We start from the raw sequence: 25,148 nt of genomic DNA, 5'->3' as shown, positions 1-25,148 counted from the left end.
GCCCCGTTGCGCCGGATGCGTCCGGTATTCATGCTTACCCGGATGGAGGCGTTTCCGGCTGAGGTCGCCGCGTCGGTGCGGGACGGCCCGTTCGCCGTGGCCTTCGACCTGGCGATCCGGCACCGCGGGCTGAGCCTCGAGGCACTGCAGCGGCGGATGGCGCTCCGCGGCGCGGAGGTCAGCCTCGCGACGCTCAGCTACTGGCGCCGGGGCCGCCGTCACCCGGAGGGCCGGCGGTCCCTGCACGCGGTGGGTGTCGCCGAAGCCTGTCTCGGGCTGCCCGCGGACGCGTTGACCAGCCTGGTGGCCCGGCCACGGGCACGCCGGGCCGAGCCGTGGCCCGGCGGCGTCAGCCTGGCCGGCGCGCTCGGCTCGCAGCCGGCGGAACTGGCCTCCTGCGACGGCATCGACCTCGACGGCAACGCCCGGCTGGCGCTGGCGTCGGTGCACCAGAAGGCGACGCTGGGCGCGGACCGCACCGAGCGGTCGGTGCGCACGGAACTGGTGGTGACCGGCCGCGAAGACGGCGTCGACCGCTGGGTGTCGTTCTTCCGCCCGCAGACCGGCGGCGGCCACCGACCGGTGCTGCGCTCGGCGCACAGCTGCCGCCCCGGCCGCGTCCGCCGGGACGCCGCGTCCGAGCTGATCGCCGTCGAGCTGCGGTTCGACTACCCGCTGCGGGCGGGCGAGACGTACGTGTTCGGCTTCGAATTCGGCTACGAAGGCGTGCCACCCGAGACGAGCTACCTGCAGTTCGGGGTGCGGGCCCCGGCCCGCCAGATCGTCCTGCAGGCGTGCTTCGACCCGGCGGCGGTGCCGGTGCGCTGTTACCGCTACGACGGAGCCGTCCGGGCCGACCGGCCGGAGCTGCCGGTCGCCCCGAGCGGGACGAGCCACATCGCGGTGCTGGACGCCCGGCCCGGGGTCTACGGGATGTGCTGGGAGTGGGACTGAACGATCTCGTAGGCGCTTTCGTCGAACGAGCCGACGCGTGAGCGCAGCTTCCCCGTCGAGAACGGCCAGCTGAAACTGTTGCGCCCGTTCGCGTCCGTGTAGTAGCTGGAGCACCCGCCGGACTGGTACACCGTGCCCGGCAGCGCCGCCTGGACCTCCGCGTTGAACGCCGCCTGGGCCTCCGGGCGCACCGAGAGCGACGCGCGGTCCGAGCTCAGCGTCCGCGTCACCGCCGCCACGACGTGGCGCAGCTGGGCCTCGAGGATCGTGAACGCCGACGAGTGGCCCGTGCCCAGGCTCGGGCCCAGCAGCAGGAAGAGGTTGGGGAACCCGGCCACCGTCGTGCCCGCGTACGCCTGCGGGCTGCCCTTCCAGTGGTCGTCGAGGCTGCGGCCGCTGTCGTCGAACACGCGGGCCGACACCGGCATGTCGAGGATGTGGAAGCCGGTGCCGAAGATGATCGCGTCGACCTCGGCGGCCGACCCGTCCGCGCCGAGCACCCGGCCGCCGTCCACGGCGCGCACGGCCGCCGGGTGGACGTCCACATGGGACTCGGTCAGCGACCGGTAGTAGGTGTTGGACATCAGCAGGCGCTTGCAGCCGAGCGTGTAGTCCGGGGTCAACGCCTTGCGCAGCACGGGATCCGGCACGCTCCGGCGCAGGTGCGCCAGCCCGATCCGCTGCACCTGCCGCAGCAGCCACGGGTGCCGGAAGCCGAAGCCGAGCGTCTCCATCGCGCCGTATTCGGCGCCGCGCAAGGCCCGCTGCAGCGCGGGGAACCGCCGCAGCAGGAACCGCTCCACGCCCGGGACGGGGTGGTCGGGCTTCGGCAGCACCCATTGCGCGGTGCGCTGGAACAGGTGCAGCCGCCCGACGCGGGGCACGATCTCGGGGACGAACTGGACCGCGGACGCCCCGGTGCCGATCACCGCGACCCGCTTGCCCGCCAGGTCGTAGCCGTGGTTCCAGCGCGCGGAGTGGAAGACCTCGCCCGGGAAGCCGCCGAGCCCGGGCAGGTCCGGGATCAGCGGCTCGTGCCACGGCCCGGTGCCGGCGACCAGGAACCGGGCCGTGTAGCGCCCGGCCGGGGTCTCCAGTTCCCAGCGCGCGTCCCGGGCGCTCCACTGCGCCCGCGTCACCTCGACGCCGTAGCGGATCTTCGCCGTGACGCCGAAGCGTTCGGCCGTCGCCCGCAGGTAGCCGTGGATTTCGGGTTGCCCGGCGAACGCGCGCGTCCAGCCCGGGTTCGGCGCGAACGAGTAGGAGTACAGCGCGGACGGGACGTCGCAGGCGCAGCCCGGGTAGGTGTTGTCGCGCCAGGTCCCGCCCAGCGAAGCGGCCTTCTCCAGGACGGCGAGGTCGTCGATCCCGGCCTGGCCGAGGCGGATGGCCGCGCCGAGCCCGGAGGCCCCGGCGCCGACGACGAGGACCGTGAAGTCGCGTTGCTCCATTTCCGGAGACTAACAGTACTTGAATACCGACGGTACCCCGATTCCGGGCCTCGCTAGAGTGGCCCCATGGCCCGACTCACCCGTGCGGAAAGCCAGGCACGCACCCGCGAGCAGCTGATCGAGACGGCCAAGCTGCTCTTCCTGCGCGACGGCTACGCCGTGACGTCGCTGGAGAAGGTCGCGGACGAAGCCGGGTACTCGAAGGGCGCGGTGTACTCGAACTTCCGGAACAAGGACGAGCTGTGCCTGGCCGTGCTCGACCGGATCCACGACCAGCAGGTCGCGCTGGTCGCCGAGGCGCTGGCCGGCGCCGACGGCGTCGACGGGCTGCTCGCGGCGTTCCAGGCCTGGGCCGAGCGCAGCATCGGCGACGAGGCGTGGACCGCGCTGGAGGTCGAGTTCGCCACGAACGCCCGGCGCGACCCGCACGTGCGCGCCGAACTGGCGGCGCGGGACAAGGCCATCCGCGACGGCATCGCCGGCCTGCTCACCGGGTACGCCGAGCGGTTCGGGTTCACGCTCCCGATGCCGGCGGCCGACGCCGCGACGGCGTTGCTCAGCCTCGGCATCGGCCTCGGCGTCCAGCGCGCGATCGACCCGACGATCCCGGTGAACGTGCTGCCGGACGTCATCCGCCTCTTCGCCGGGACGCGCTGACCGTCCTTTCCGGACACTCAGCGGGTGGTCCGGACCGTTCACGAACATGAACGAATTCCGCCTCTTGTGGAGCTCGGTGACCCTTCGCTACCGTGTCGCCACGCCGCAGCTCCACCCGCACCACCCGAACCCGCCGTGATCCTCCACGGCGCAACCCCGCGGAAGGGTTTTCTGCCATGAGCAAGAAGTTGCGGCCGGTCCTCGTCGGCGCGCTCGGCGCGGCCTCCGTCGCCGCACTCGTGATCACCACGCCCGCGTTCTCCTCGGCCGCTCCCGCGCCACTGGCCAGTGCGTCCGTCCGCGCCGTCGGCGACCTGTCGGCCCCGGCGAAGAAGGAGATCGCGATGAAGCTGGTCTCCAGCGCGGAAAACTCGTCGCTGGACTGGAAAGCGCAGTACAAGTACATCGAAGACATCGGCGACGGCCGCGGCTACACCGCGGGCATCATCGGCTTCTGCTCCGGCACCGGCGACATGCTCGAGCTCGTCGAGGCGTACACGAAGGCCGTGCCGGACAATCCGCTGGCGAAGTTCCTTCCCGCGCTGCGCAAGGTGAACGGCACCGACTCGCACGCCGGGCTGGGCACGCCGTTCGTCAACGCGTGGAAGCAGGCCGCGGCCACCACGGCGTTCCAGACGGCGCAGAACGACGAGCGCGACCGCGTGTACTTCAACCCCGCGGTGAACCAGGGCAAGGCGGACGGCCTGAGCAACCTCGGCCAGTTCGCCTACTACGACGCGATCGTGATGCACGGGCCCGGCGACAGCTCCGACAGCTTCGGCGGCATCCGCAAGGCCGCGATGACGAAGGCGAAGACGCCGGCGCAGGGCGGCGACGAAGCCACGTACCTCAAGGCGTTCTTCGCCGCCCGCAAGGTGATCATGAAGCAGGAGGAGGCCCACGCCGACACCTCCCGCGTCGACACCGAGCAGCTGAAGTTCCTCGACGAGGGCAACTTCGACCTGCACACGCCGCTGCAGTGGAAGGTCTACGGCGACTCGTACACGATCAACTGACGCCGGGCGCGGCCGGCGTGGCACCGTTAGGCTCGTGCACATGCGCAGGAGACCTCTCGGTGCCACGCTGGCGGCGGCCGCACTGCTGAGCACGGCGGCCGCCGCGCCGCAGCCACCGTCCGGGCCGCAACAGCGGCTCACCGTCGTCGCGGCCTCGCCGAGCGCCACCACGGCCGTGCTCACGGCGTGGCAGCGCGACGGCAGCGGCTGGAAGCAGGCGTACGGCCCGGTGCGGGCGTTCGTCGGCAAGGACGGCATCGGCCGGGCGAGCGAATCGACCGCGCACACCCCCGCGGGCGTCTGGCCGCTCACCGAGGCGTTCGGCCTCGAGCCCGCCACCACCCGGCTGCCCTACCGCCGCGTCACCACCTCGGACTGGTGGGTTTCCGACGTGCGCTCCCCGTACTACAACACGCACTTATCCTGCGCCCCCGGCACCTGCCCGTTCGACGAGGCCGCCGGCGAGGACCTCGGCAAGGCCGGACCGGTGTACGCCCACGCCGTCGTCATCGACTACAACCGCGACCCGGTGGTCCCCGGCGCCGGGTCGGCGTTCTTCCTGCACGTCACCGACGGCAGGCCGACGGCAGGCTGCGTCGCCGTCCCCAAGGCCGACCTCGAAGCCGTGCTGGGCTGGCTCGACCCGGCGAAGCACCCGGTCATCGAGATCAGCGGCTGAGCAGCTCAGCCGCCGTGCGGGTGTTGATGATCCGCTCCGGCCCGATGCCGGCCTTGATCGCGCGCTCGCACCCGTAGCCGAGCCAGTCGAGCTGTCCCGGCGCGTGCGCGTCGCTGTCGATGGCGAACTCGCAGCCGATCTCGGCGGCCAGGCGCAGCAGCTTCATCGGCGGGTCCAGCCGCTCGGGCCGGGAGTTGATCTCCACCGCGACGCCGTGGTCGCGGCAGGCGGTGAACACCGCCTCGGCGTCGAACTCCGACTCCGGGCGGCCGCGGCCGACGACCAGCCGTCCCGTGCAGTGCCCGAGCACCCGCACGTGCGGGTTGCGGACCGCCGCGAGCATCCGGCGGGTCATGTCCCGTGCCGGCATCCGCAGCTTCGAGTGCACGCTCGCGACGACGAAGTCCAGCTGCCCCAGCAGCTCCTCTTCCTGGTCGAGCGCGCCGTCGTCGAGGATGTCGACCTCGATGCCGTGCAGCAGCCGGAACGGCGCCATCAGCTCGTTGGCCTTGGCGACGATCTGCATCTGCGTCCGCAGCCGGTCCGGCGAGAGCCCGTTCGCGACGGTCAGCCGCGGCGAGTGGTCGGTCAGCACCATCCACTCGTGGCCGAGGTCCCGGCCCGCGACGGCCATCTCGCCGATCGGGCTGCCGCCGTCCGACCAGTCGGAGTGCGTGTGGCAGTCGCCGCGCAACGCCGAGCGCAGCGGCTCGCCGTCCGGCAGCTTCTTCTCGACGATCTTGCCCCGGTACGCCGGGTCGCGCCCGGCCAGCGCGTCCTCGATGACGCCGGCGGTGGCCTTCCCGATGCCGGGCAGCGAGGTGAGCGTGCCGCTTTCCGCCAGCCGCGCCAGCTGCTCGGCCCCGGTCTTCTCCACGGTCGCGGCCGCGTTCCGGAACGCGCGCACGCGGTAGGTCGGTTCGCCCGCGCGTTCGAGCTGGAACGCGATCTCCCGCAACGCCCATGCCGGATCCATGGGACCTGTCTACCCCCTCCGGGGCAGTTGATGCAGCTCGACGTCCCGCAGCGAGCCGTCTTCGACGCGGCAGGTCTGGTAGGTGCAGAACGGCTGGCGGCGGCGGTCGGTCGGCGACCCCGGGTTGAGCAGCCGCAGGCCGGCCGGGGTCGTCGTGTCCCACGGGATGTGGCTGTGCCCGAAGACGAGCACGTCGGTGTCCGGGAACAGCGCGTCACACCGCTGCTCGCGGCCCTGCTTGGCGCCGGTTTCGTGGATCACGGCCAGGCGCACGCCGTCCAGCTCCGCCCGCGCGATCTCCGGCAGCCGCGCCCGCAGGTCCGGGCCGTCGTTGTTGCCGTACACGCCGATCAGGCGCTTGCTGCGCCGCTCCAGCTCGTCCAGCAGCGAGACGTCGACCCAGTCGCCGGCGTGCACGACGACGTCCGCGGCCGCCACCTCGTCCCACACCTGCGCCGGCAGCGCGCGCGCCCGGGCGGGCAGGTGCGTGTCGGAGATGAGCAGCAGCCTCATCCGATGGCCTCGAGGACGCGCTCGAGGAAGCCGCCGATGTGCTCGCGCAGCAGCGCGGCCGCGCCCTCGGCGTCGCCCTTCTTGGCCGCGGCGAGCACCGCCTTGTGCTCGGTCCACTCCTTCTTCCAGCTGGGGTTGGCCTCCCAGCCGACGACGCTGATCAGCGCCGCGCGGTCCTTGAGGTCGTCGAGGATGCTGACCAGCAGCGGGTTGCCGCAGCCGCGGTAGAGGGCGCGGTGGAAACGGCGGTTGAGCAGGCTCAGCGCGGCCTGGTCCTTGTCGGCGATGGCCGTCGACGCCTCCTTGAGCGCCTCCGAAGCGTCTTCGAGCAGCGCGGTGTCCCGCTGCTCGACCGTCCGCCGGACGGCCTCCGGCTCCAGGACCATCCGCACGTCGTAGACGGACTTCGCGAGCTCGGCGTCGACCGTGACCACCGACGCGCCCTTGTACGGGCTGAACGTCACCAGGCCCGAGTTGGACAGCACCTTGAGCGCCTCGCGCACCGGCGTCTTCGACACGCCGAGCCGCGCGGCCAGCTCCGCTTCGACGAGCGCCTGGCCGGGCACCAGCTCCCGGGTGAGGATGCCGCGGCGGATCTCCTCCAGGACCACTTCGGTCCGGGAGGCGGGCAGGCTGAACGTCCCGGTCATGGTGCGCTCCCTCGATCTGGTTCGGTGTCCATTGAACCAGTACCGCCGGATCGTATATCAGATGCCATACTGGATCGCATGAAGAAACCCGAGGAGCTCCGCAGCCACCGGTGGTTCGGCGGCGACGAACTGCGCAACTTCAGCCACCGCGCCCGCAGCCGCCAGCTCGGCTACAACCCGGAAGAGCACCTCGGCAAGCCGGTCATCGGCATCCTCAACACGTGGTCGGACATCAATCCGTGCCACATGCACCTGCGCGAACGCGCCGAGCAGGTCAAGCGCGGCGTCTGGCAGGCCGGCGGGTTCCCGCTGGAGTTCCCGGTGGCCACGCTGTCGGAGACCTACCAGAAGCCGACCCCGATGCTCTACCGCAACCTGCTGGCCATGGAGACCGAGGAGATCCTGCGGTCCTACCCGATCGACGGCGCCGTCCTGATGGGCGGCTGCGACAAGACGACACCGGCGTTGCTGATGGGCGCGGCGAGCGCCGGGCTGCCCGCGATCTTCGTGCCGGCCGGGCCGATGCTGCGCGGGCACTGGCGCAATGAGGTCCTCGGCAGCGGCACCGACATGTGGAAGTACTGGGACGACAAGCGCGCCGGGCTGATCGGCGACGCCGAGCTGTCCGAACTGGAGCGCGGGCTGGCGCGTTCGCCGGGGCACTGCATGACGATGGGGACGGCGTCGACGATGACGTCGGCCGCCGAGGTGCTCGGGATGACCCTGCCGGGTGCGGCGTCGATCCCCGCCGTCGACTCGGCCCACCACCGGATGGCCGCGGCCAGCGGCGCGCGGATCGTCGGCATGGTCCGGGAGGACCTGACGGTCACGCGGATCCTGGACAAGCGGGCCTACGCCGACGCGATCACGACCGTGCTCGCCCTCGGCGGCTCGACGAACGCCGTGATCCACCTGATCGCGATGGCCGGCCGCAGCGGCATCCCGATCTCGCTCGCGGACTTCGACACGATCGCACGGCGCGTGCCGGTGCTGGCGAACATCCGCCCGGGCGGCGACTGGCTGATGGAGGACTTCTACTACGCGGGCGGCCTGCCCGGCCTGCTCTCCCGGCTGACGGACCTGCTGCACCTCGACCGGCCGACGGTCACGGGCGGCACGCTCGGCTCCGACCTCGCGACCGCGCGGGTGCACAACGACGACGTCATCCGGCCGCGGGAAAACCCGGTGGCGGCCGAGGGCGGCGTCGCGGTGCTGCACGGCAACCTGGCGCCGTCGGGCGCGGTGATCAAGCACATCGCCGCCGAGCCGCACCTGCTGAAGCACACGGGTCCGGCGGTGGTGTTCGAGAACTACGCGGACCTCAAGAAGCGGATCGACGACCCGTCGATCACCGCGGACTCGGTGCTGGTGCTGCGCGGTTCCGGCCCGCTCGGCGGACCGGGCATGCCGGAGTACGGGATGCTGCCGATCCCGGCGCACCTGCTGGCCGCCGGGGTGCGCGACATGGTCCGGATTTCCGACGCCCGGATGAGCGGCACGAGCTACGGCGCGTGCGTGCTGCACGTGGCCCCGGAGTCCCACGTGGGCGGCCCGCTGGCCCTGGTCCGCAACGGCGATCTCATCACGTTGGACGTCCCCGCGCGCGTGTTGCGGCTGGAGGTGCCCGACGAGGAGCTGGCCCGGCGCCGTGAATCGTGGGTGGCGCCGGCACCGCGGTACGAGCGGGGGTACGGCGCGTTGTACAGCGAGCACATCACACAGGCGGACGAAGGATGCGACTTCGACTTCCTGGCCCGCGCGGGCCACAACCCGGAACCCGACGCACGCTGAGCCCGCCAGCGCGGGACCCGCTCTCGCCGAAATCCCAACCCGCCCCAAGGGCCCCTTCGGTGCGTCCCACGCACCCAAGGGGCCCTTCGGTGCGTCCCACGCACCCAAGGCCGCCTTGGGGCGCCTGCGGCCGGAGCCCGCTCGCGTCGCAGGTTGTCTGTGTTGACCGTTCCGTGACCGGTTCATCCCCCGTTAGGGCGAGTCGTACGGCTTGTCCGGGTGCCCCGTACGCTGGGCCCGTCACCGGCGCGATCCGGCGCCGCGTTGAAGGGGTGGAGAGTTGCCGTACGAACCGCGCTGGCCCGAGTCACACGGTGAGCAGACGGATGTCCTGCCCGTCGTCCGGCCCGAACCCGAACCGGGCCGCGGCCCTGGCCCCGCGAAGCGCTCAATCCGCAAGGCCGGCTGGATCGCGGGCGGCGTGTTCGGCCTGCTCGTCGCCGTCTACGGCATCGACCTGCTGGTCAGCCAAGGCAGCGTCCCGCGCGGGGTGACCGTCGCCGGGGTCGACGTCGGCGGCATGGACCGCGACGCCGCCGAGCAGCGCCTGCGCGAGCAGATCGAGCCGCGGCTGACGCGCCCGCTCGCCGTCACCGCCGGCGACGTCCACGCCACGCTGCCGCCGGCGAACGCCGGGCTGCGCCTCGACTGGCCGCAGACCCTGGACCAGGCCGGCGAGCAGCCGCTGAACCCGTTCACGCGCCTGTCGTCGCTGTTCTCCAGCCGCGAGGTCGGCGTCGTCAGCCACGCCGACGAGGCGAAGCTCGCCGCCGCGCTCGAGTCGCTGCGCGGCCAGGTCGACCGCGAGCCCGCCGAAGGCACCGTGAAGTTCGATGGCACCACCCCGGTCGCCGTCGCGCCGAAGCCCGGGCAGAAGCTCGACGTCGAGGGCGCGAAGGCCACCGTCGTCGAGAAGTGGGCGCGCGGCGAGACGCTCACCCTGCCGGTGACGAGCACCCCGGTCCGCACCACGCCCGAAGGCGTCCAGGCCGCGCTGGAGCAGTTCGCGCGGCCCGCCGTCTCCGGTCCGCTGGTGGTGAAGGGCGAAGGCAAGAACGCCACGGTCAAGCCGGACGCGATCGCCGCCGCGCTGAGCTTCGAGCCCGCCGACGGCGGCGGGCTGACGCCGAAGATCGACAACGCCAAGATCGTCGAGGCCGTCGGGCCGCAGCTGAAGTCCACCGAAAAGGAGGGCAAGGACGCGACCATCGTCTTCGAGGGCGGCAAGCCGGCGGTCGACCCGTCCACCGACGGCCGGACCATCGACTGGGACCCGAGCCTCAAGCCGCTGCCGGACGTGCTGAAGCAGACCGGCGGCCGCGAGGTGGCCGCCGTCTACAAGGACAGCCCGGCGAAGGTGACGACCGACCAGGCCAACCAGCTGGGCGTCAAGGAGGTCGTCGGCGAGTTCACCACCGGCGGCTTCGCGGCCGACTCCGGCACCAACATCCGCGTCGTCGCGCAGAAGGTGAACGGCGCCATCGTCAAGCCGGGGGAAACCTTCAGCCTCAACGGGTTCACCGGCCCGCGCGGCACGGCGCAGGGCTACGTCGAGGCGGGCGTCATCGAGAACGGCGCCCCGGCGCGCGAGGTCGGCGGCGGCATCTCGCAGTTCGCGACGACGCTGTACAACGCGGCCTACTTCGCGGGCATGAAGGACGCGGGCCACAAGGAGCACAGCTACTACATCAGCCGCTACCCCGCCGCGCGCGAGGCGACGGTGTTCCAGAGCCCCAACGGCGCCAGCGTCATCGACCTCAAGTTCACCAACGACTCGCCGACCGGCATCGCCATCCAGACGATCTGGACGCCGTCGTCGATCACCGTGAAGCTGTGGGGCACCAAGCGGTACACGGTCGAGTCCATCCCGGGCGGCCGCTCGAACCCGACCGATCCGCCGACCAAGCCGGGCCCGGCGGAGAACTGCCACGCCTCCCCCGGTGCGCCCGGGTTCACCACGACCGACACGCGCGTGCTCAAGGACGCCGCCACCGGCCGCGAGGTCAGCCGCTCGACCCGGACCGTCCGCTACAACCCGCAGCCGAAAATCACCTGCGACCCCTCCTAACGGACGTTCACCGAGCGCGTCCGCGGAGGTACCGTGAGTGCTCATGGCGGTGCGCGCGGCGGGGTTCCGGGACGTCCTCGCGGTGACCGAGTTCCGGGCGTTGTTCTCCGCCCAGCTCGTCTCGGTCACCGGTGACCAGCTCGCGCGGGTCGCGCTGTCGATCCTGGTCTACGCCCGGACGAACTCGCCGGGCTGGGCCGCGCTCACGTACGCGCTGACGTTCCTGCCGGACCTCGTCGGCGGCCCGCTGCTGTCCGGGCTGGCCGACCGGCACCCGCCGCGGACGGTGATGGTCCTGGCGGACGTCCTGCGGGCGGTGGCGGTCGCGGTGATGGCGTGGCCCGGTCTCCCGCTGCCCGCGGTGGCCGCGCTGCTGGTGGGCGTCCAGCTGTTCAACCCGGTGTGGAACTCCGCGCGCGCCGCGCTGCTGCCGCAGGTGCTGCCGGGCGAGACGTTCGTGCCGGGAATGGGCCTGCTGATGATGCTCGTGCAGGCGGGCCAGGTCGCCGGGTTCGCGCTCGGCGGGCTGCTCGTGGCGGCCGCCGGCACCGGCGGCGCGCTGCTGGCGGACGCGGCGAGCTTCGCGGTGTCGGCGGTGTTCCTGGTCGCGGGCGTCCGGTCCCGGCCACCGCGCGAGTCTTCGGGCGTCCGGTGGTGGCGGCACGTGCGGGCGGGCTGGCGGGTGGTGGTCGGCGACCGGCGCCGGCTGGCGCTGGTCGCGCTGGGGTGCGTGTCGGGGATCTACATCGCGGGCGAGGCGATCGCCGCGCCGTACGCCGCCGAACTCGGCGGGGGCGCGACGGTCGTCGGGCTGCTGCTGGGGGCGTACGCGCTGGGGAACGTGCTCGGCATGGCCGCGTTGTCGCGGATCCCGCCCGATCGGCGGAGCGGGCTGCTCGGCCCGCTGGCCGTGCTGGCGTGCGCCGCCTTGCTCGGCTGCGCGCTGCGGCCGGACCTGGTGGCCACGTTGGCGCTGCTGACGCTGTCCGGGGTGGCCAGTTCGTACAACCTGATCGCGAACACGACGTTCGTCCAGCTCACGCCCGATGCTCAGCGCGCGCAGGCGTTCGGCTTCGCGTTGACGGCGCTGCGCGTGTCCCAGGGCCTCGGCGTGGTGCTGGCCGGGCTCGCGGCCGAACGCTTCGCGCCGCACGGCGTCGTCGCCGGGGCCGGGGCGATCGGCGTGGTGGCCGCGTCCGGCGCGGCGACGCTGTGGCGGCGGGCGCGGCCGGCCTCCCGGTGACCGGCGGGGCGCCGGTCACCGGGCGCTGGTCAGGACCGCGTCCAGTCGGTCGGGATCTGCCGCGGGGTCCAGTCGGTCGGGCACTCGGGCAGCGGTGACGAGACGCCGGGGCGGGCCCACTCGGTCGGCATCCGGCGGACGGTCCGGTCGGTCGGCAGCTCGCGGGTGGTCCAGTCGGTCGGCAGCTGCCGCGTGGTCCAGTCGGTGGGGATCGCGCGGGTCCAGTCGGTGGGGAGCTGCCGGGTCCAGTCGGTCGGCCGCTGCGCGCGCCGGCGGGACGGGACGATGTTGGCGCTGGGAAGGAAGTGCGACATGATTTCTCCTGTTCGTGTGCGAATTGGCACGGTGGGTGACCGAACCGTAGCCTGACCGGCCTAGTGACACACCGCGTTCATTCGATTACAGTGACGATTTCCGCGAAGAGTTCCGTCCTGAGAAGAGGGGCGTTTCGTGGGATTGTCCGGGTCCCCAGGGCGAAAGCCCAGCTCAGAACGTCCACGATCAGGTATCCGTACGTGGGCGATGTGGAAGCTGACCACTCCGGTGCTCGGCTACGTCCTCGTCGTCGACGTGCTGGCGCTGGCCGTCGTCCTCGGCACCGCCGGGCTGGTGCCGGTCACCGCCCAGTCGCTGCTGTGGTGCGGCCTGATCCTGGCCGGCGAGGTCGTGCACCTCGAAGCGGCGCAGCGCATCGAGCGGATCCGCGAGCTGGCCGCCGACGGGCGCCCGCACATGCACCTGCAGTCGATCTGGATCTTCGCCGGGCTGCTCCTGCTGCCGCCGCCGCTGGCCACGTTGGTCATCACGGTGAGCTATGCCCACTCGTGGGTGCGGGTCTACAAGCGACGCGGCGTGGTTCACCGGAAAGTGTTCTCCGCCGCGTCGGTCATCCTGGCGTGCGCGGCCGCCGGGTCCGTGCTGTCCGCCGGGACCGGGCACGTCGCGCCGTACGTGCCCTACCTGGACGGGTTCGGCGGGATGACCGCGCTGCTGGCGGCCGGCATCGGCTACTTCGGGCTCAACTACGTGCTGGTGATCCTCGCGATCCTGATGAGCAACCCGGGCAAGCCGCCGCGGCAGGCGTTCGGCAACCCGTCGGACGTGCTGATCGTGCTGGCCGCGGTCGGCGTCGGCTGCGGGATCGCGCTGGTGATGACGGTCCGGCCGTGGCTGCTGCCGGTGCTGATGGTGACGCCGGTCGCGCTGCACATCGGGCTGCTGCTGCCGCAGTTCCAGGCCGCCGCGCGCACGGACTCCAAGACGGCGCTGCTCGCCCCGGAGTTCTGGGTCCAGCTGGCGCGCAACGAGCTGGCGCGCGCGGCGGAGCTGTCGTCGACGGCGGGCGTGCTGATGATCGACCTGGACCACTTCAAGGCGATCGACGACGGCAACGGCCACCTGGCTGGCGACGAGGTCCTGCGCGCGATCGCGGCGGCGATCCAGGGCGCGGTCCGCGGCGGCGACTACGTGGGCCGCTTCGGCGGCGACGAGTTCGTGGTCCTGCTCCCGGGCGCGACGAGCGCGGAGATCGTGTCCATCGCTGACCGCATCCGCGCGGCGATCGCCCGGATCGAGGTGCCGGTCCCGGTGATCCGCCCGGGCAAGCCGGAGGTGATCACGGGCCTGACGGCCTCGATCGGCGCGGCGGTCTACCCGGAGACGGCGACGGAGTACACGATCCTCCTGCAGGCAGCGGACGACGCGGTGTTCGAGGCGAAGGCGGCCGGCCGCGACCGCGTGGTCCTGGCGAACCCGCACACCGAACTCATCCGCCCCGAAATCCCCGACGCCCTCTGACCGGTCCCAGAGCGCCCCAATGTGGCCTTCGGTGCGTTGAATGGGCACTGCGAAGCGCCTCCGTTGCGGGTGGTGGCGGGGGCATGGGTGGAGCAACCAAGGCGGCCTTGGGTGCGTCTGACGCACCCAAGGCCGCCTTGGGGCGCTCGGGACTACGGCAGGGTGGCGAGCGACTCCTCCAGGGTCGCCTCGGACAGCTCGTTGTCCACCATGTCTCCCGCGAGGTAGGCGCCGTACGCCGGCAGGTCCAGGTGGGCGTGGCCGCACAGCGCCGTGAGGATCACCTTCTCCTCGCCCGTTTCCTTGCACCGCAACGCTTCCTGGATGCACGCCGCCAGCGCGTGGGTCGGCTCCGGGGCCGGGATGATCCCTTCGGCCCGCGCGAACCGGACGCCCGCCGCGAAGCACTCCTGCTGCCCGATCGCGATCGCTTCGATCAGGCCCAGCTCGTAGATGTGCGAGATCAGCGGCGACATCCCGTGGTAGCGCAGGCCGCCCGCGTGGATCGGGTCCGGGATGAACTCGTGGCCGAGCGTGTGCATCTTGAGCAGCGGGGTGAGCCCGGCCGTGTCGCCGAAGTCGTAGGCGTACTTGCCGCGCGTCAGCGACGGGCACGCGGCCGGCTCCACCGCGCGGATCACCGGGTTCATCCGCCCGGCCAGCTTCTCGCGCAGGAACGGGAAGGCCAGCCCGCCGAAGTTGGAGCCGCCACCGGTGCAGCCGACCAGGACGTCCGGGGTGTCGCCGGCCAGCTCGAACTGCTTGAGCGCTTCTTCGCCGATGACCGTCTGGTGCAGCAGCACGTGGTTGAGCACGCTGCCCAGGGCGTACCGCGCGTTCGGGTCCTGCGCCGCCTGCTCGACCGCCTCGCTGATCGCGATGCCGAGGCTGCCGGTCGAGTCCGGGTGCTCGGCGAGGATGGCCTTGCCGGACTCGGTCAGCTCGGACGGGCTGGGGTGCACGGTCGCGCCGAACGTCTCCATCATCAGCTTGCGGTAGGGCTTCTGGTCGTAGGAGGCCCGCACCTGCCAGACCTCGCACTCGAGCCCGTACTGGGCGCAGGCGAACGCCAGCGCGCTTCCCCACTGGCCGGCGCCGGTCTCGGTGGTCAGCCGCGTGACGCCTTCGGCCGCGTTGTAGAACGCCTGCGGCACGGCGGTGTTCGGCTTGTGGGACCCGACCGGGCTCACGCCCTCGTACTTGTAGTAGATCCGCGCCGGCGTGCCGAGCGCCTTCTCCAGCCGCCGCGCCCGGAACAGCGGCGACGGCCGCCAGAGCCGGTAGACCTCCCGGACCTCCTCGGGGATGTCGACATAGCGATCGGTCGTCACTTCCTGGGCGATGAGCGCCTGCGGGAAGAGCGGGGCCAGGTCCTCCGGGCCGACGGGCTCGCGGGTGCCGGGGTGCAGCGGCGGCGGTGGCGGCTCGGGCAGGTCGGGGATGACGTTGTACCACTGCGTGGGGAGATCGGCTTCGTCCAGGATGTACTTGGTCTGCTCAGCCATCACGCCTCCTTGGTCGGCACCCCAACTTAGGACGGCTCCGGCCGCGGAGCCAGTACGGTGACCGGGTGACGCACCTCGTCCTGATCGACGCACCGTCCGACCAGGGCCGGCGGTCGTGACGCCGGGCCGGTACACCGGCACGTGGCGGCCGGGTGACGGCGTCCGCGACGCGGCCGCGCGGGCGGCGTACACCTGGGTGGCGTCGGTTCGCGCGTCCGGCGGCTTGCCGGTGGTGCTGGGCGGCGACTGCCTGGAAAGGACCTTCCGATGAACAGCGTGCTGACCGATCTCCCGCTGTGGGTCCCGCCGTCGGGCCGCGGCCCGGGGCTGGTGCTGGTCCAGGAGATCTTCGGCTTGGACGACTATCTGCGCTCGGTGGCGGCGGAGCTGGCGTCGGCGGGTTACGTGGTGGGGGTGCCGGAGCTGTTCCGGCGGACGGCGCCCGGCTGGTCGTCGACGCACGACGAGGCGGGCGTGGCGGCGTCGATGGAGGTGGCCTCGTCGTTCGATCCGGAGCTGGGGCTGTCCGACGTCCTGGCGACGGTGGCGCACCTGCGCGGCCTGCCCGCGGTGACGGGCGGCGTCGGTGTCCTGGGCTTCTGCCTGGGCGGTTCGCTGGCGTTCGCGGCCGCGGCGGCGGGCGACCCGGACACGGCGGTGTCGTTCTACGGCTCGACGGTGCCCGCGCGGATCGCGGACCTGGCGAAGGTGACGTGCCCGATCCAGTTCCACTTCGGCGGGCAGGACCCGTACATCCCGCGCTCGGACGTGGCGGTGGTCGAAGCCGCGGTGGCGGCGCACCCGGGCGCGGAGATCCACGTCCAGGAGGAGGCGGGGCACGCGTTCCACAACAACGTGGCCCCGATGTTCCACCACCCGCAGGCGGCGGCACGCGCCTGGGGCCTGACCAGGGAGTTCCTGCGGCGGACCCTGCCGAGCTGAGCCGGCGGCGGCACGCCCCTGGAGCTGCGGACGGCCGGGTACCGTGCGCCGCGCGCCCGAGTCGTCTACCTTCCCCACGAGAGGCCCGACCCGCAGACGGAGGAATTCGCCATGTCCTATGCCGTGGACTTCGAAACCGTGTCGACGGTGGGCCTGGAGTCGTCACCGGTGGCACCGGCGCTCGCCGGCCTGCGCGCGAACGAGGCCCGCTACTTCAAGAACAAGTACGACCACGTGTTCACCGTCGAGCCGGCGAGCGAAGCCGCCGCGACGATCGACTGGGTGCACCGGATCCTCAAGGAAGAGCGTGACATCGTCATCGCGTCCCGCCCGCTCGAAGCGACGGAGTTCGAGGTGGACGGCATCCGGATGGCGTACGTGTTCTACGAGAGCGGCCTGTCGGTCAACGTGATGTACACGCTCGCCGAATCGGGCAAGCGGGCGGTGGGGTTCAAGCTGTCCGACGGGATGGAGGTCCCGGCGGAGCTGGGAGCGTTCAAGTTCGCCCGCCAGAAGTCGAAACTGGCCGGGACCATCCGGGGTTCCTACTTCGTGATCAAGAACGAGTACTGATCGCGTCCATCGGTTCGCGGGTGTGTGAGTACCGCGACCGGGCCCGCCCGGCAGACCGATCAGGAATCGAGAAGCGCCGGTCACCGCGCCGCACCTAGCGTTACCGGCATGACGAACATCGACTCCCTCACCCTCGAAGTGGCCGACACCGCGGCCGCCGCGCGCTTCTACACCGACGCCTTCGGGCTCACCAGCGAGCTGCGCTTCCGTACCGCCGATCAGCCGTCCGACGGGTTCCGTGGCTTCACGCTCTCCCTCACCGTCGCCCAGCCCGGCGACGTCGACTCGCTCATCGGCACCGCCCTCGAAGCCGGGGCCACCTCGCTCAAGCCCGCCGCGAAGTCCATGTGGGGCTACGGCGGGGCCGTCCGCGCTCCCGACGGCGCGGTCTGGACCATCGCCACCTCCGCGAAGAAGAACACCGGCCCGGTCACGCGGGAGTTCGACGCGATCGTGCTCCTGCTGGGTGTCGCCGACGTGGCCGCCAGCAAGAAGTTCTACGTCGGCCACGGGCTCACCGTCGCGAAGAGCTTCGGCCGCATGTACGTCGAGTTCGACGCCGGGGCCGGCCCGATCAAGCTCGCCCTCTACCGGCGCAAGGCGCTCGCCAAGCAGGCCGGCGTCTCGCCCGAAGGCAGTGGCTCGCACCGGATCGCCGTCCACACCTCCGCCGGGTCGTTCACCGATCCGGACGGGTTCGCCTGGGAAGTCGCCTCGCCGCAGTCCCTCGACGCCTGACGCGCGGGCGCCCGCGGTTGTCGGCAGACTGGGCGGCGTGCCCGAACTGCCCGAAGTGGAACTCGCCCGTCAGGTCCTCACCGACGCGCTCGGCCGCCGGATCCGGGACGTCGACGACCACGACGACTGGGTGTGCCGCCCGCACGCGCCCGGGGACATCGCCGCCGCGCTGCGGGGCGGGCGGCTCACCGGGGCGCACCGGCGGGGCAAGACGCTCTGGTGCGAAACGGAAAGCGGGGCCGGGCGGCCCGGCCCCCACCTCGGCCTGCACCTGGGAATGGCCGGGCAGCTGCGGTTCGGCGGCCGGAGCGGCCCGCCCGGGCGGGCGCGCGAGCGCGAAGAGAAACCCGAGTGGTTCCGGTTCGGGATCACCTTCGCCGACGGCGAACAGCTGCGGCTGTTCGACACCCGGCGGCTCAGCCGGGTCCGGCTCGACCCCGATCTCGACGCGCTCGGCCCGGACGCCGGCGAGGTCTCGCGCCGGGAGTTCCGCGAACGCGTCGGCCGCGGCCGGGCGCCGGTGAAGGCACGGCTGCTGGACCAGTCCGTGCTGGCCGGGATCGGGAACCTGCTGGCCGACGAATCCCTCTGGCAGGCCGCGATCGCCCCGGCCCGGCCGGTGAACGAACTGAGCGGCGACGACCTCGCGAACCTCCACAAGGCACTCCGGAAGGCGTTGCGCGCCGCGATCGAGCACGGCGGCGTGCACACCGGCGAGATCATCCCCCACCGCCGCGCCGGCGACCACTGCCCGCGCTGCGGCGCGGCGTTGACCCACGGCACGGTCGGCGGCCGGTCGACCTGGTGGTGCCCGGCGGAACAGATCTGACGCGGCCCCGAGCCCGGCGCTGCCGTCGTCCGCCGGCCCGCGATGTCCGGCGGCGGTCCGGCCCTTCGAGCCGGCGCGGCCACGCGTTCCGTCGCCCGCGCACCCTGGCGGGCGGTTTTTGTCGGTGGCAGCCGGTAGCGTCGCGGACATGGCAACTCTGGTCACCTTCCACGCCCACCCGGACGACGAATGCCTGCGCACCGCCGGTGTGATGGCCAAGGCCGTCGCGGAGGGGCACCGCGTCGTGCTCGTCGTCGCCACGAAGGGCGAAGTCGGCGAGGTTCCCGAGGGCTTTCTCGCCGAGGGCGAACAACTGTGGGAGCGGCGCGTGCAGGAGTCGCACGCGGCCGCGGAGGTCCTCGGCGTCGCGCGCGTCGAGTTCCTGGGCTACCGCGACTCCGGGATGATGGGCGAGCCGACGAACGACGACCCGGCGTGCTTCTGGCAGGCCGACGTCGAAAAGGCGGCCGAGCAGCTGGCGGCGATCCTGCGCGAAGAGTCGGCGGACGTCCTGACGGTCTACGACGACAACGGCGACTACGGCCACCCGGACCACATCCAGGTCCACCGCGTCGGCATCCGCGCGGCCGAGCTGGCCGAAACGAGCCGCGTCTTCCAGGCGACGTTCAACCGCGAGTTCATGCAACGCGGCTTCGAAGCGGCGGTCGAGCAGGGCCTGATGCCCGCGGAGGCGGCGCCGAAGCCTCCGGAGAACGTGGAGTTCGGCAAGCCGGAAGCCGAGATCACGGCGGCGGTCGACGTGTCCCAGTATGTGGGCTTGAAGCGGGCGGCCATGCGGGCTCATCCGAGTCAGATCACCGAGGACATGTTCATGCTCGCCATGCCCGACGACGCGTTCGCGTTCGCTTTCGGGACCGAGTGGTTCATCCGGGCCGGGCAGGGGCCGGGGATCACCGAGACCGATTTGCTGGTCGGGCTCTGAGGTCGCTCTCGGGTTTCCGGGGCCGGGGGGCCGGGGGAGGTGTGGGCGGGCGGGGACGCGGGATGGGGAGGCCGGGCACCGGTTGGCGGGGGTCGTGTCTGCCCGGGGTTTCTTGCCGTTCGCCGCCTCGGCCACGGGCAGGCCCGCCGCTGCGCGGCAGCCCTGCCCGACCGCGGGGATTCGCACTCGCCGGAGTCTCCCCATCCCGGCGCTCGCCGAGCCCTGCCGCGTGGCGGCGGCCTCCGGTGACCAGCCGCTTCGCGGCGCCCTCAGTCCAGTGCTGCCGTCACCTCCAGTTCCACCAGCTGGCCCGGGTAGCCCAGCTGGGCCACCCCCAGCAACGTGCTCGCCGATGTGAATGCCTCGGCGATCTCCGATGTCGTCAGCTGGGCCCACACCTCCGACAGCGTCTCTCGCTCCGTTGTCACCACGTAGATCACCGTCCTGACCACGTCGGCCGGGGTTGCTCCCGCCGCTGCCAGTGCCGCTGCCGTGTTGCTCGCCACCTGGGCGACCTGGCGGGCCAGTCCGCCGGCCACCACCTCTCCCGCCGGGGACAGGGGGCACTGGCCCGCCAGGTACACCGTGCGGCGCGCTGTCGTCGTGGTCACGTGGTGGTAGCCCGGTGGGGTGTGCAGTCCGGGCGGGTTCTGCCGTTCAATGGTCACCACCGCATCGTCACGGGGTGCGCAACCGAAAAACCCGGGGAGGGCACGTGCGCAGGACCATCGACTGGGCCGACGACGCCGTCGTCATCATCGACCAGACCGCGCTGCCCGGCGACTTCCGGCTGCTTCGGCTGCGGACCGTCGACCAGCTCGTCGACGCCATCCAGCGGCTCGCCGTCCGGGGTGCTCCCGCCCTCGGAGCCGCCGGGGCGCTGGGGGTCGCCCTCGCCGCCCGGCAGAACGTCGACGTCGAGGCCGAAGCCGGACGCATCGCCAACGCGCGGCCCACCGCCGTCAACCTCGCCTGGGGTGTCGAACGGGCGCTCGGCAAGCTCGGCCAGGGCCCCGAAGCCGTCCTCGCCGAAGCTCTCGCTCTCCTCGACGAGGACGAACAGCTCAACGAGACCGCCTCGCGGCACGCCGCCGAGGTCGTGCTCGCCGAGTGCCCGCGCCGGCCGTTGCGGCTGCTCAGTCACTGCAACGCCGGGCGGCTCGCCACCGTCGGCTGGGGCAGTGCCCTCGGTGTCGTCTGGCACCTGCACGCGCGCGGGCTCGTCGAGGAAGTCCTCGTCGACGAAACGCGTCCGCTGCTCCAAGGCGCCCGGCTGACCGCGTGGGAACTCGCCCAGGAGAACGTCCCCCACCGCGTTCAGCCCGACAGCGCGGCCGCCGCCGCGATGGCGCGTGGCCTCGTCGACTGCGTTCTCGTCGGTGCCGACCGGATCGCCGCCAACGGCGACGTCGCCAACAAGATCGGCACCTACGGCCTCGCCATCGCCGCCCGGCACCACGGTGTGCCCTTCGTCGTCGTCGCGCCTTCGTCCACTGTGGACAAGACGCTGGCCGACGGCACGGGCATCGCCATCGAGGAGCGCGATGCCCGTGAGCTCACCGAATACGCCGGGGTGCCGCTCACGCCGCCGGGCTCACGGGTCTTCAACCCCGCCTTCGACGTCACCCCGTACGAGCTCGTCACGGCCGTGGTCACCGAGCACGGCCGCTTCGTCCCCTAGGGCCGCGGGCCGATCTCGCGGCCGCCGTCGGTCACCGTGATCGCCATCGCCGGGCACGAGTCGGCCGCGTCCAGCACCGTCTCGTCCGCCGCCACTTCGGACGTCACCGGGTGCGCGACCGCGCCTTCCAGGACGAACACCTCCGGCATCAGCGCGGCGCACATCCCCGAACCGATGCAGGTGTGTTCGTCGACTTCCACGTGCCAGCTCACTGTCACCATCCGATCGGCATCGACCGCGGTCCGCGGACGAGCATCTGCGTCTTCCACACGATATCGCCGGCCAGGTGGATCCGCGGCATCTCGGTGACGAGCGCGCGCAGCGCCTCCTGCAGCTCCAGCCGCGCGAGCGGCGCGCCGAGGCAGTGGTGCACGCCGTGGCCGAAGCCCAGGTGGTGGTTCTCCTCGCGGTCGAAGCGCAGCTCGTCCGCATCGGCGAACTGCAGCCCGTCGCGGTTCGCCGCGCCGATCGCCACCAGCACCGGCTCGCCCGCGCGCACCAGCACCCCGCCCACCTCGACGTCCTCGGTGGCGTAACGCGCGAAGCCCGCCCCCGCGCCGAGCGGGACGAACCGCAGCAGTTCCTCGACCGCGGCCGGGATCAGGTCCGGGTCGGCCACCAGGCGCTCCCACTGCCCCGGCTGGTCCAGCAGCGCGTAGACGAAGTTCGGGATCTGGCTCGCGGTCGTCTCGTGCCCGGCCACGAGGATGCCGACGCACAGGTCGACCAGCTCCAGCTCGCTCAGCCGGTCACGCGTGTCGCGGGCCTCGATCAGGGCCGTCATCAGGTCGTCCTGGGGGTTCGCGCGGTGCTCGGCGATCAGGCCGCGCATGTAGTCGCGCAGCTCTTCGCGGTTGCGCTCGAACTCCTCGGGCGTCAGGCCGCTGGTGGAGAGCGCGGCGTCGCTCCAGACGCGGAACTTCGGCCGGTCGGCGACCGGGACGCCGAGCAGCTCGCAGATCACCGCGACCGGGATCGGCAGCGCGTACGCGTCGACCAGGTCGGCGGGCGGGCCGGCCGCCTTCATGTCGGCGATCAGCCCGGCGGCGAGGGCGGCGACGCGCGGGCGGAGCAGCTCGACCCGGCGCATGGTGAACGCCTTCGCCACCAGCGTCCGCAGCCGTGTGTGGTCCGGCGGGTCCATCTGCAGGATGCCGCCCTCGCGCACCACGGGCGAGCGGCGCGGCGCGTCCTTCTCCTTCTCCATCGCACGGGAGAACCGGCGGTCGCCGAGCACCAGCCGGGCGTCGGCGTACCGGGTGGCCAGCCACGCCGGTTCGCCGTAGGTCATCTTGACCCGGACCATGCCCTCGGCTTCGCGGGCCGCCGCGTAGGCCTCGTTGAGGTCGAGGCCCGCCTCCTCGTTGAACGGGTACGCGAGCGGCTCGGTGTGGGTGACTGTCATGCGGACCCCCGTGCTCCGGCTGTAAGCAGACGCTTACAACTGTAGCGGAAATTTTCCTTCCGCATGTCACCCTGAGCCATTGCCAGGTCACCGAAACCTAGGTTACGGTGACCTAGGTGTGGATCGACATCCTCCTGCTGGCGAAGCTCGCCGGCGAACCGATGCACGGGTACGAACTGCGCAAGGCCGTGGAGGCGTCGACGGGCCACACCTTGTCGAACAACTCGCTCTACCCGACGCTGCGGCGCTTCGTCGACGCGGGCGCGGTGAGCCGCAGCGCGGAGGAACAGGAAGCCAAGCCGCCGCGGCACGTCTACACGATCACCGACGTCGGCCGGGAACTGCTGCACGACATGCTCGCCGACTTCCCCGGCGAGCTGGCGCTCAGCCAGGAGGAGTTCCTGGCCCGCGTCGGGAACTTCGGCTGGCTGAACCAGGCCGAACGCGCCCGGGTGCTCGGCGTCCGCAAGCAGGCACTGACCGCCGAGCACGCCCGGCTCACCGCGCTCGCCGCCGGGCAGGCCGACCCGTGGAGCCGCGCGGCGCTGCGCCACGTGCTCGGGAAGTTCGACGCCGAGCTCCGCTGGCTCGCCGAGCTGGAAACCGAACCCAGGAGAGACGCATGACCACCACCGAAGCGACGCCTCGCCTCCCCTTCACCCGGGCGAACGCGCTCGCCATCGCCCCGGAGTACGAAGCGCTCCGCCGCCGGGCGCCGATCAGCCGGGTCGTCACGCCCGCCGGCGATCCGGCGTGGCTGGTGACGTCGTACGAAGAGGCCAAGGAAGTGTTCCGCGACAAGCGTTTCGGCCGCTCGCACCCGGCGCCGGAGGAGGCGTCGCGGATTTCCCACGCCGCGGTGCAGGACGGCCCGAGCGGCGACTTCGACACCGAAGAGCGGGAACACAAGCGGATGCGCAAGATGCTGGCGCCCGCGTTCTCCGCCCCGCGCATGCGCGCCCTCGGCGACCGGATCGCGGAGCTGACCGCCCGCTGCCTCGACGACATGCAGGCCGCCCGCGACGCCCGTCCCGGTGAACCGGTCGACCTCACCGAGTTCCTCGCGTTCCCGCTGCCGGTCCTGGTGATCTGCGAGCTGCTCGGCGTGCCCTACGCCGACCGCGCGCACTTCCGCGGCCTGTCCGAACGGATCGCGAGGATGGACGGCGGCGAAGACGCGCAGCAGGCCATGACCGAGTTCAAGGCCTACATGACGAAGCTGGCCGAAGCGAAGCGCGCGGACCCGCAGCCCGACGTCATTTCCGACATGGTCGCCGCCCAGGCCGAGGACCCGGCGTTCACCGACGATGACCTCGCCCGGATGGGCGCCGGCCTGCTGTTCGCCGGGCACGAGACGACATCGACGCGCATCGCGATGGGCACGCTGTTCCTGCTCGCCGACGAAACCCGCCGCGACCGCTTCGCCGCCGACCCCGGCGGCGAGGTGAACCAGACGGTCGAGGAGATCCTCCGGATGACGGCGACCAGCGGGACCGGCCTGCTGCGGTACGCCCGCGAAGACGTCGAGATCGCCGGGACGAAGATCCGGCGTGGCGACGCGGTGCTGATTTCCAGCGACGCTGCCAACCGCGACGCGTCGGTGTTCGACGACCCCGACGAGTTCGACCCCGGCCGCACGCCGAACGTCCACCTCGCCTTCGGCACCGGCGCCCACGTCTGCATCGGCGCCAACCTGGCCCGAACCGAGCTGCGCACGGTGTTCCCGGCCCTGTTCCGCCGCTTCCCCGGGCTGCGGCTCGCGGCGGCCGTCGACGAGATCCCGGTCCGCGTCAACCGCGTCGCCGGCGGGGTCGACGCCGTTCCGGTGACCTGGTGAGGAGGAACCGATGAAGGTCACGGTGGACACGGCGAGCTGTGTCTCGTCCGGACAGTGCGTGCTGCTCGCGCCGGGCACGTTCGACCAGGACGAGGACGACGGCACGGTCGTCCTCCTCGCGGAAGAGCCTGCCGGAGCCGAGGCGGACGCGGTCCGGCAGGCCGAGCTGACCTGCCCGGCCGCCGCCATCCGCGTTTCCGGCGCGTAGGGCTGCCGCGCCGCGTCCCGTTTGCCGGGTTAGCCTGCTGCGATGACGGAACAGGCCGGCCGGAGGCGGGACGCGGCCGCGACGCAGCAGGCGTTGCTGGACGCCGCCGCGAAGCTGTTCGCCGAGCGCGGGTTCGACCGGACGACCGTGCGGGACATCGCCGGCGGCGCCGGGGTCAACCAGGCGCTGTTGTTCCGCTACTTCGGCAGCAAGGAGGCGCTGTTCGAAGCCGTCATCGCGCGCAACGGACGCGAGCAGCTGGCCACCACCCCGCCCGAACGGTTCTTCAGCGCTTCCCTGCGCAGCATGCTGGCCCCCGAGGGCGCGCGGAACCGGACGTTGGAGACGTACTTGCGCTCGTCGGGCAGTGACGGCGTCGCGGCGGCGATCCGGCAGGAGATCGGCGACGAGTACGCGCGGGCGCTGGCCACGCTGACCGACGCCCCGGACGCCGAGCTGCGCGCCGACCTCGCGCTGGCCTGGCTGATGGGCATCGCGCTGGTGCGCGAGGTCTCCGGCAAGCAACCGCTGGCCGGCGCCGACCCCGGCGACATCGCCCGGCTCGTGCTCCCGGCGGTCCGGACGCTCCTGGAGCGCAGCGAATAACCGGTGGACGGCCGCCCTACCGTCGAGATCATGGTGTCCTTCCCGCCCGCGGCGACCCGCGAGACGTTGCTGACCGTGCCGGCGCC

At 72.2% G+C, this 25,148-nt stretch carries 28 protein-coding genes; 19 read left to right on the top strand and 9 right to left on the bottom strand.

Annotation, left to right across the window (positions count from 1 at the left end; all coding sequences use genetic code 11):
* Nucleotides 1-42: 42 nt before the first annotated feature.
* The gene (locus BT341_RS16360; protein WP_072477128.1) at nucleotides 43-954 is read left to right on the top strand and encodes a hypothetical protein; all 912 of its coding nucleotides are present in this window, start codon (nucleotides 43-45) and stop codon (nucleotides 952-954) included.
* Here BT341_RS16360 and BT341_RS16355 read toward each other — a convergent pair.
* Nucleotides 927-2,405, bottom strand: a complete 1,479-nt coding sequence (locus tag BT341_RS16355) for a flavin-containing monooxygenase (protein WP_072477127.1) — start codon at nucleotides 2,403-2,405, stop codon at nucleotides 927-929. The genes BT341_RS16360 and BT341_RS16355 overlap by 28 nt on opposite strands.
* A gap of 66 nt (nucleotides 2,406-2,471) precedes the next feature.
* On the opposite strand from BT341_RS16355, the gene BT341_RS16350 reads away from it, so the two are divergent.
* From BT341_RS16350 to BT341_RS16340, 3 genes are all read left to right on the top strand, one after another.
* Entirely contained in the window at nucleotides 2,472-3,062 is a 591-nt protein-coding gene (locus tag BT341_RS16350; protein WP_072477126.1) for a TetR/AcrR family transcriptional regulator, read from the top strand.
* 176 nt (nucleotides 3,063-3,238) lie between these two features.
* Nucleotides 3,239-4,078, top strand: a complete 840-nt coding sequence (locus BT341_RS16345) for a chitosanase (RefSeq protein WP_072477125.1) — start codon at nucleotides 3,239-3,241, stop codon at nucleotides 4,076-4,078.
* Between the two features lie 40 nt (nucleotides 4,079-4,118).
* Nucleotides 4,119-4,757 (top strand): L,D-transpeptidase family protein, encoded by a 639-nt coding sequence (locus BT341_RS16340; protein WP_072477124.1) that lies wholly within the window; start codon nucleotides 4,119-4,121, stop codon nucleotides 4,755-4,757.
* Here BT341_RS16340 and BT341_RS16335 read toward each other — a convergent pair.
* Genes BT341_RS16335 through BT341_RS16325 form a run of 3 tightly spaced genes read right to left on the bottom strand, consistent with a single transcriptional unit; the run spans nucleotide 4,747 to nucleotide 6,896 of the window.
* On the bottom strand, nucleotides 4,747-5,733 hold the full coding sequence (locus tag BT341_RS16335) for a PHP domain-containing protein (protein ID WP_072477123.1): 987 nt from the start codon (nucleotides 5,731-5,733) through the stop codon (nucleotides 4,747-4,749). The two genes, BT341_RS16340 and BT341_RS16335, sit on opposite strands and share 11 nt — an antisense overlap.
* 9 nt (nucleotides 5,734-5,742) lie before the next feature.
* On the bottom strand, nucleotides 5,743-6,246 hold the full coding sequence (locus BT341_RS16330) for a metallophosphoesterase family protein (RefSeq protein ID WP_072477122.1): 504 nt from the start codon (nucleotides 6,244-6,246) through the stop codon (nucleotides 5,743-5,745).
* Nucleotides 6,243-6,896: a GntR family transcriptional regulator gene (locus BT341_RS16325; protein ID WP_072477121.1), complete on the bottom strand. Its 654-nt coding sequence runs from the start codon at nucleotides 6,894-6,896 to the stop codon at nucleotides 6,243-6,245. Before BT341_RS16325 ends, BT341_RS16330 begins: the two co-directional genes overlap by 4 nt.
* Nucleotides 6,897-6,974: 78 nt before the next feature.
* Between BT341_RS16325 and araD the strand changes: the two genes are divergently transcribed.
* The 3 genes from araD to BT341_RS16310 all read left to right on the top strand — a co-directional run bounded on the left by araD (nucleotide 6,975) and on the right by BT341_RS16310 (nucleotide 11,998).
* On the top strand, nucleotides 6,975-8,687 hold the full coding sequence (gene araD, locus BT341_RS16320; protein WP_072477120.1) for an L-arabinonate dehydratase: 1,713 nt from the start codon (nucleotides 6,975-6,977) through the stop codon (nucleotides 8,685-8,687).
* Between the two features lie 280 nt (nucleotides 8,688-8,967).
* The gene (locus tag BT341_RS16315) at nucleotides 8,968-10,755 is read left to right on the top strand and encodes a VanW family protein (RefSeq protein ID WP_072477119.1); all 1,788 of its coding nucleotides are present in this window, start codon (nucleotides 8,968-8,970) and stop codon (nucleotides 10,753-10,755) included.
* Nucleotides 10,756-10,798: 43 nt separating this feature from the next.
* The gene (locus BT341_RS16310) at nucleotides 10,799-11,998 is read left to right on the top strand and encodes an MFS transporter (RefSeq protein ID WP_072481986.1); all 1,200 of its coding nucleotides are present in this window, start codon (nucleotides 10,799-10,801) and stop codon (nucleotides 11,996-11,998) included.
* 29 nt (nucleotides 11,999-12,027) lie between these two features.
* Here the strand turns inward: BT341_RS16310 and BT341_RS16305 are convergent, their stop codons facing one another.
* Nucleotides 12,028-12,312, bottom strand: a complete 285-nt coding sequence (locus BT341_RS16305) for a hypothetical protein (RefSeq protein WP_072477118.1) — start codon at nucleotides 12,310-12,312, stop codon at nucleotides 12,028-12,030.
* Between the two features lie 208 nt (nucleotides 12,313-12,520).
* Between BT341_RS16305 and BT341_RS16300 the strand changes: the two genes are divergently transcribed.
* A complete protein-coding gene (locus BT341_RS16300; RefSeq protein ID WP_072477117.1) occupies nucleotides 12,521-13,795 on the top strand; it encodes a diguanylate cyclase in 1,275 nt (424 codons plus the stop codon).
* A 152-nt stretch (nucleotides 13,796-13,947) separates the two neighbouring features.
* Here BT341_RS16300 and BT341_RS16295 read toward each other — a convergent pair whose 3' ends face one another.
* Nucleotides 13,948-15,300 carry a TrpB-like pyridoxal phosphate-dependent enzyme gene (locus BT341_RS16295; RefSeq protein ID WP_072477116.1) on the bottom strand — a complete coding sequence of 451 codons (1,353 nt, stop codon included), beginning with the start codon at nucleotides 15,298-15,300 and terminating at the stop codon, nucleotides 13,948-13,950.
* 115 nt (nucleotides 15,301-15,415) lie between these two features.
* Between BT341_RS16295 and BT341_RS44300 the strand changes: the two genes are divergently transcribed.
* From BT341_RS44300 to BT341_RS16270, 6 genes are all read left to right on the top strand, one after another.
* The gene (locus tag BT341_RS44300) at nucleotides 15,416-15,571 is read left to right on the top strand and encodes a hypothetical protein (protein ID WP_177328821.1); all 156 of its coding nucleotides are present in this window, start codon (nucleotides 15,416-15,418) and stop codon (nucleotides 15,569-15,571) included.
* Nucleotides 15,568-16,242 (top strand): dienelactone hydrolase family protein, encoded by a 675-nt coding sequence (locus BT341_RS16290; RefSeq protein ID WP_072477115.1) that lies wholly within the window; start codon nucleotides 15,568-15,570, stop codon nucleotides 16,240-16,242. Before BT341_RS44300 ends, BT341_RS16290 begins: the two co-directional genes overlap by 4 nt.
* Nucleotides 16,243-16,353: 111 nt before the next feature.
* On the top strand, nucleotides 16,354-16,815 hold the full coding sequence (locus tag BT341_RS16285) for a phage tail protein (protein ID WP_072477114.1): 462 nt from the start codon (nucleotides 16,354-16,356) through the stop codon (nucleotides 16,813-16,815).
* A gap of 108 nt (nucleotides 16,816-16,923) precedes the next feature.
* The gene (locus tag BT341_RS16280) at nucleotides 16,924-17,553 is read left to right on the top strand and encodes a VOC family protein (protein WP_072477113.1); all 630 of its coding nucleotides are present in this window, start codon (nucleotides 16,924-16,926) and stop codon (nucleotides 17,551-17,553) included.
* Nucleotides 17,554-17,590: 37 nt separating this feature from the next.
* On the top strand, nucleotides 17,591-18,382 hold the full coding sequence (locus tag BT341_RS16275; RefSeq protein WP_072477112.1) for an Fpg/Nei family DNA glycosylase: 792 nt from the start codon (nucleotides 17,591-17,593) through the stop codon (nucleotides 18,380-18,382).
* Nucleotides 18,383-18,530: 148 nt separating this feature from the next.
* Entirely contained in the window at nucleotides 18,531-19,325 is a 795-nt protein-coding gene (locus BT341_RS16270; protein ID WP_072477111.1) for a PIG-L family deacetylase, read from the top strand.
* A 269-nt stretch (nucleotides 19,326-19,594) separates the two neighbouring features.
* Here BT341_RS16270 and BT341_RS16265 read toward each other — a convergent pair whose 3' ends face one another.
* On the bottom strand, nucleotides 19,595-19,993 hold the full coding sequence (locus BT341_RS16265) for a RidA family protein (protein WP_072477110.1): 399 nt from the start codon (nucleotides 19,991-19,993) through the stop codon (nucleotides 19,595-19,597).
* A gap of 47 nt (nucleotides 19,994-20,040) precedes the next feature.
* Between BT341_RS16265 and mtnA the strand changes: the two genes are divergently transcribed.
* A complete protein-coding gene (mtnA, locus tag BT341_RS16260) occupies nucleotides 20,041-21,006 on the top strand; it encodes an S-methyl-5-thioribose-1-phosphate isomerase (RefSeq protein WP_072477109.1) in 966 nt (321 codons plus the stop codon).
* Here the strand turns inward: mtnA and BT341_RS16255 are convergent.
* Nucleotides 21,003-21,227, bottom strand: coding sequence for a ferredoxin (locus BT341_RS16255; RefSeq protein ID WP_072477108.1), 225 nt, complete (start codon nucleotides 21,225-21,227; stop codon nucleotides 21,003-21,005). The two genes, mtnA and BT341_RS16255, sit on opposite strands and share 4 nt — an antisense overlap.
* Nucleotides 21,221-22,411: a cytochrome P450 gene (locus BT341_RS16250; RefSeq protein WP_072477107.1), complete on the bottom strand. Its 1,191-nt coding sequence runs from the start codon at nucleotides 22,409-22,411 to the stop codon at nucleotides 21,221-21,223. The genes BT341_RS16255 and BT341_RS16250 overlap by 7 nt, the downstream gene beginning before the upstream one ends.
* 116 nt (nucleotides 22,412-22,527) lie before the next feature.
* Between BT341_RS16250 and BT341_RS16245 the strand changes: the two genes are divergently transcribed.
* From BT341_RS16245 to BT341_RS16230, 4 genes are read left to right on the top strand one after another with little or no spacing between them, the layout of a single operon-like run.
* On the top strand, nucleotides 22,528-23,037 hold the full coding sequence (locus BT341_RS16245; protein WP_072477106.1) for a PadR family transcriptional regulator: 510 nt from the start codon (nucleotides 22,528-22,530) through the stop codon (nucleotides 23,035-23,037).
* Nucleotides 23,034-24,248 (top strand): cytochrome P450, encoded by a 1,215-nt coding sequence (locus tag BT341_RS16240; RefSeq protein WP_072477105.1) that lies wholly within the window; start codon nucleotides 23,034-23,036, stop codon nucleotides 24,246-24,248. Before BT341_RS16245 ends, BT341_RS16240 begins: the two co-directional genes overlap by 4 nt.
* 10 nt (nucleotides 24,249-24,258) lie before the next feature.
* Nucleotides 24,259-24,456: a ferredoxin gene (locus tag BT341_RS16235; RefSeq protein WP_072477104.1), complete on the top strand. Its 198-nt coding sequence runs from the start codon at nucleotides 24,259-24,261 to the stop codon at nucleotides 24,454-24,456.
* A gap of 42 nt (nucleotides 24,457-24,498) precedes the next feature.
* Complete coding sequence (locus tag BT341_RS16230; RefSeq protein WP_072477103.1) at nucleotides 24,499-25,062, top strand: TetR/AcrR family transcriptional regulator; 564 nt, start codon at nucleotides 24,499-24,501, stop codon at nucleotides 25,060-25,062.
* The last annotated feature ends 86 nt before the right edge of the window (nucleotides 25,063-25,148 follow it).

It is taken from the genome of Amycolatopsis australiensis, assembly GCF_900119165.1.
Classification (GTDB): domain Bacteria; phylum Actinomycetota; class Actinomycetes; order Mycobacteriales; family Pseudonocardiaceae; genus Amycolatopsis; species Amycolatopsis australiensis.
The sequence above is the reverse complement of the archived record's forward strand: the minus strand, read 5'-3'. Positions and strand labels throughout refer to the sequence as shown.

Bases quoted from the DNA above. Each gene is read 5' to 3' on its own strand.
- BT341_RS16360 (WP_072477128.1), top strand. From the start codon at position 43: ATGGAGGCGTTTCCGGCTGAGGTCGCCGCGTCGGTGCGGGACGGCCCG.
- BT341_RS16355 (WP_072477127.1), bottom strand. From the start codon at position 2,405: ATGGAGCAACGCGACTTCACGGTCCTCGTCGTCGGCGCCGGGGCCTCC.
- BT341_RS16350 (WP_072477126.1), top strand. From the start codon at position 2,472: ATGGCCCGACTCACCCGTGCGGAAAGCCAGGCACGCACCCGCGAGCAG.
- BT341_RS16345 (WP_072477125.1), top strand. From the start codon at position 3,239: ATGAGCAAGAAGTTGCGGCCGGTCCTCGTCGGCGCGCTCGGCGCGGCC.
- BT341_RS16340 (WP_072477124.1), top strand. From the start codon at position 4,119: ATGCGCAGGAGACCTCTCGGTGCCACGCTGGCGGCGGCCGCACTGCTG.
- BT341_RS16335 (WP_072477123.1), bottom strand. From the start codon at position 5,733: ATGGATCCGGCATGGGCGTTGCGGGAGATCGCGTTCCAGCTCGAACGC.
- BT341_RS16330 (WP_072477122.1), bottom strand. From the start codon at position 6,246: ATGAGGCTGCTGCTCATCTCCGACACGCACCTGCCCGCCCGGGCGCGC.
- BT341_RS16325 (WP_072477121.1), bottom strand. From the start codon at position 6,896: ATGACCGGGACGTTCAGCCTGCCCGCCTCCCGGACCGAAGTGGTCCTG.
- araD (WP_072477120.1), top strand. From the start codon at position 6,975: ATGAAGAAACCCGAGGAGCTCCGCAGCCACCGGTGGTTCGGCGGCGAC.
- BT341_RS16310 (WP_072481986.1), top strand. From the start codon at position 10,799: ATGGCGGTGCGCGCGGCGGGGTTCCGGGACGTCCTCGCGGTGACCGAG.
- BT341_RS16305 (WP_072477118.1), bottom strand. From the start codon at position 12,312: ATGTCGCACTTCCTTCCCAGCGCCAACATCGTCCCGTCCCGCCGGCGC.
- BT341_RS16300 (WP_072477117.1), top strand. From the start codon at position 12,521: ATGTGGAAGCTGACCACTCCGGTGCTCGGCTACGTCCTCGTCGTCGAC.
- BT341_RS16295 (WP_072477116.1), bottom strand. From the start codon at position 15,300: ATGGCTGAGCAGACCAAGTACATCCTGGACGAAGCCGATCTCCCCACG.
- BT341_RS16290 (WP_072477115.1), top strand. From the start codon at position 15,568: ATGAACAGCGTGCTGACCGATCTCCCGCTGTGGGTCCCGCCGTCGGGC.
- BT341_RS16285 (WP_072477114.1), top strand. From the start codon at position 16,354: ATGTCCTATGCCGTGGACTTCGAAACCGTGTCGACGGTGGGCCTGGAG.
- BT341_RS16280 (WP_072477113.1), top strand. From the start codon at position 16,924: ATGACGAACATCGACTCCCTCACCCTCGAAGTGGCCGACACCGCGGCC.
- BT341_RS16270 (WP_072477111.1), top strand. From the start codon at position 18,531: ATGGCAACTCTGGTCACCTTCCACGCCCACCCGGACGACGAATGCCTG.
- BT341_RS16255 (WP_072477108.1), bottom strand. From the start codon at position 21,227: ATGGTGACAGTGAGCTGGCACGTGGAAGTCGACGAACACACCTGCATC.
- BT341_RS16250 (WP_072477107.1), bottom strand. From the start codon at position 22,411: ATGACAGTCACCCACACCGAGCCGCTCGCGTACCCGTTCAACGAGGAG.
- BT341_RS16240 (WP_072477105.1), top strand. From the start codon at position 23,034: ATGACCACCACCGAAGCGACGCCTCGCCTCCCCTTCACCCGGGCGAAC.
- BT341_RS16235 (WP_072477104.1), top strand. From the start codon at position 24,259: ATGAAGGTCACGGTGGACACGGCGAGCTGTGTCTCGTCCGGACAGTGC.
- BT341_RS16230 (WP_072477103.1), top strand. From the start codon at position 24,499: ATGACGGAACAGGCCGGCCGGAGGCGGGACGCGGCCGCGACGCAGCAG.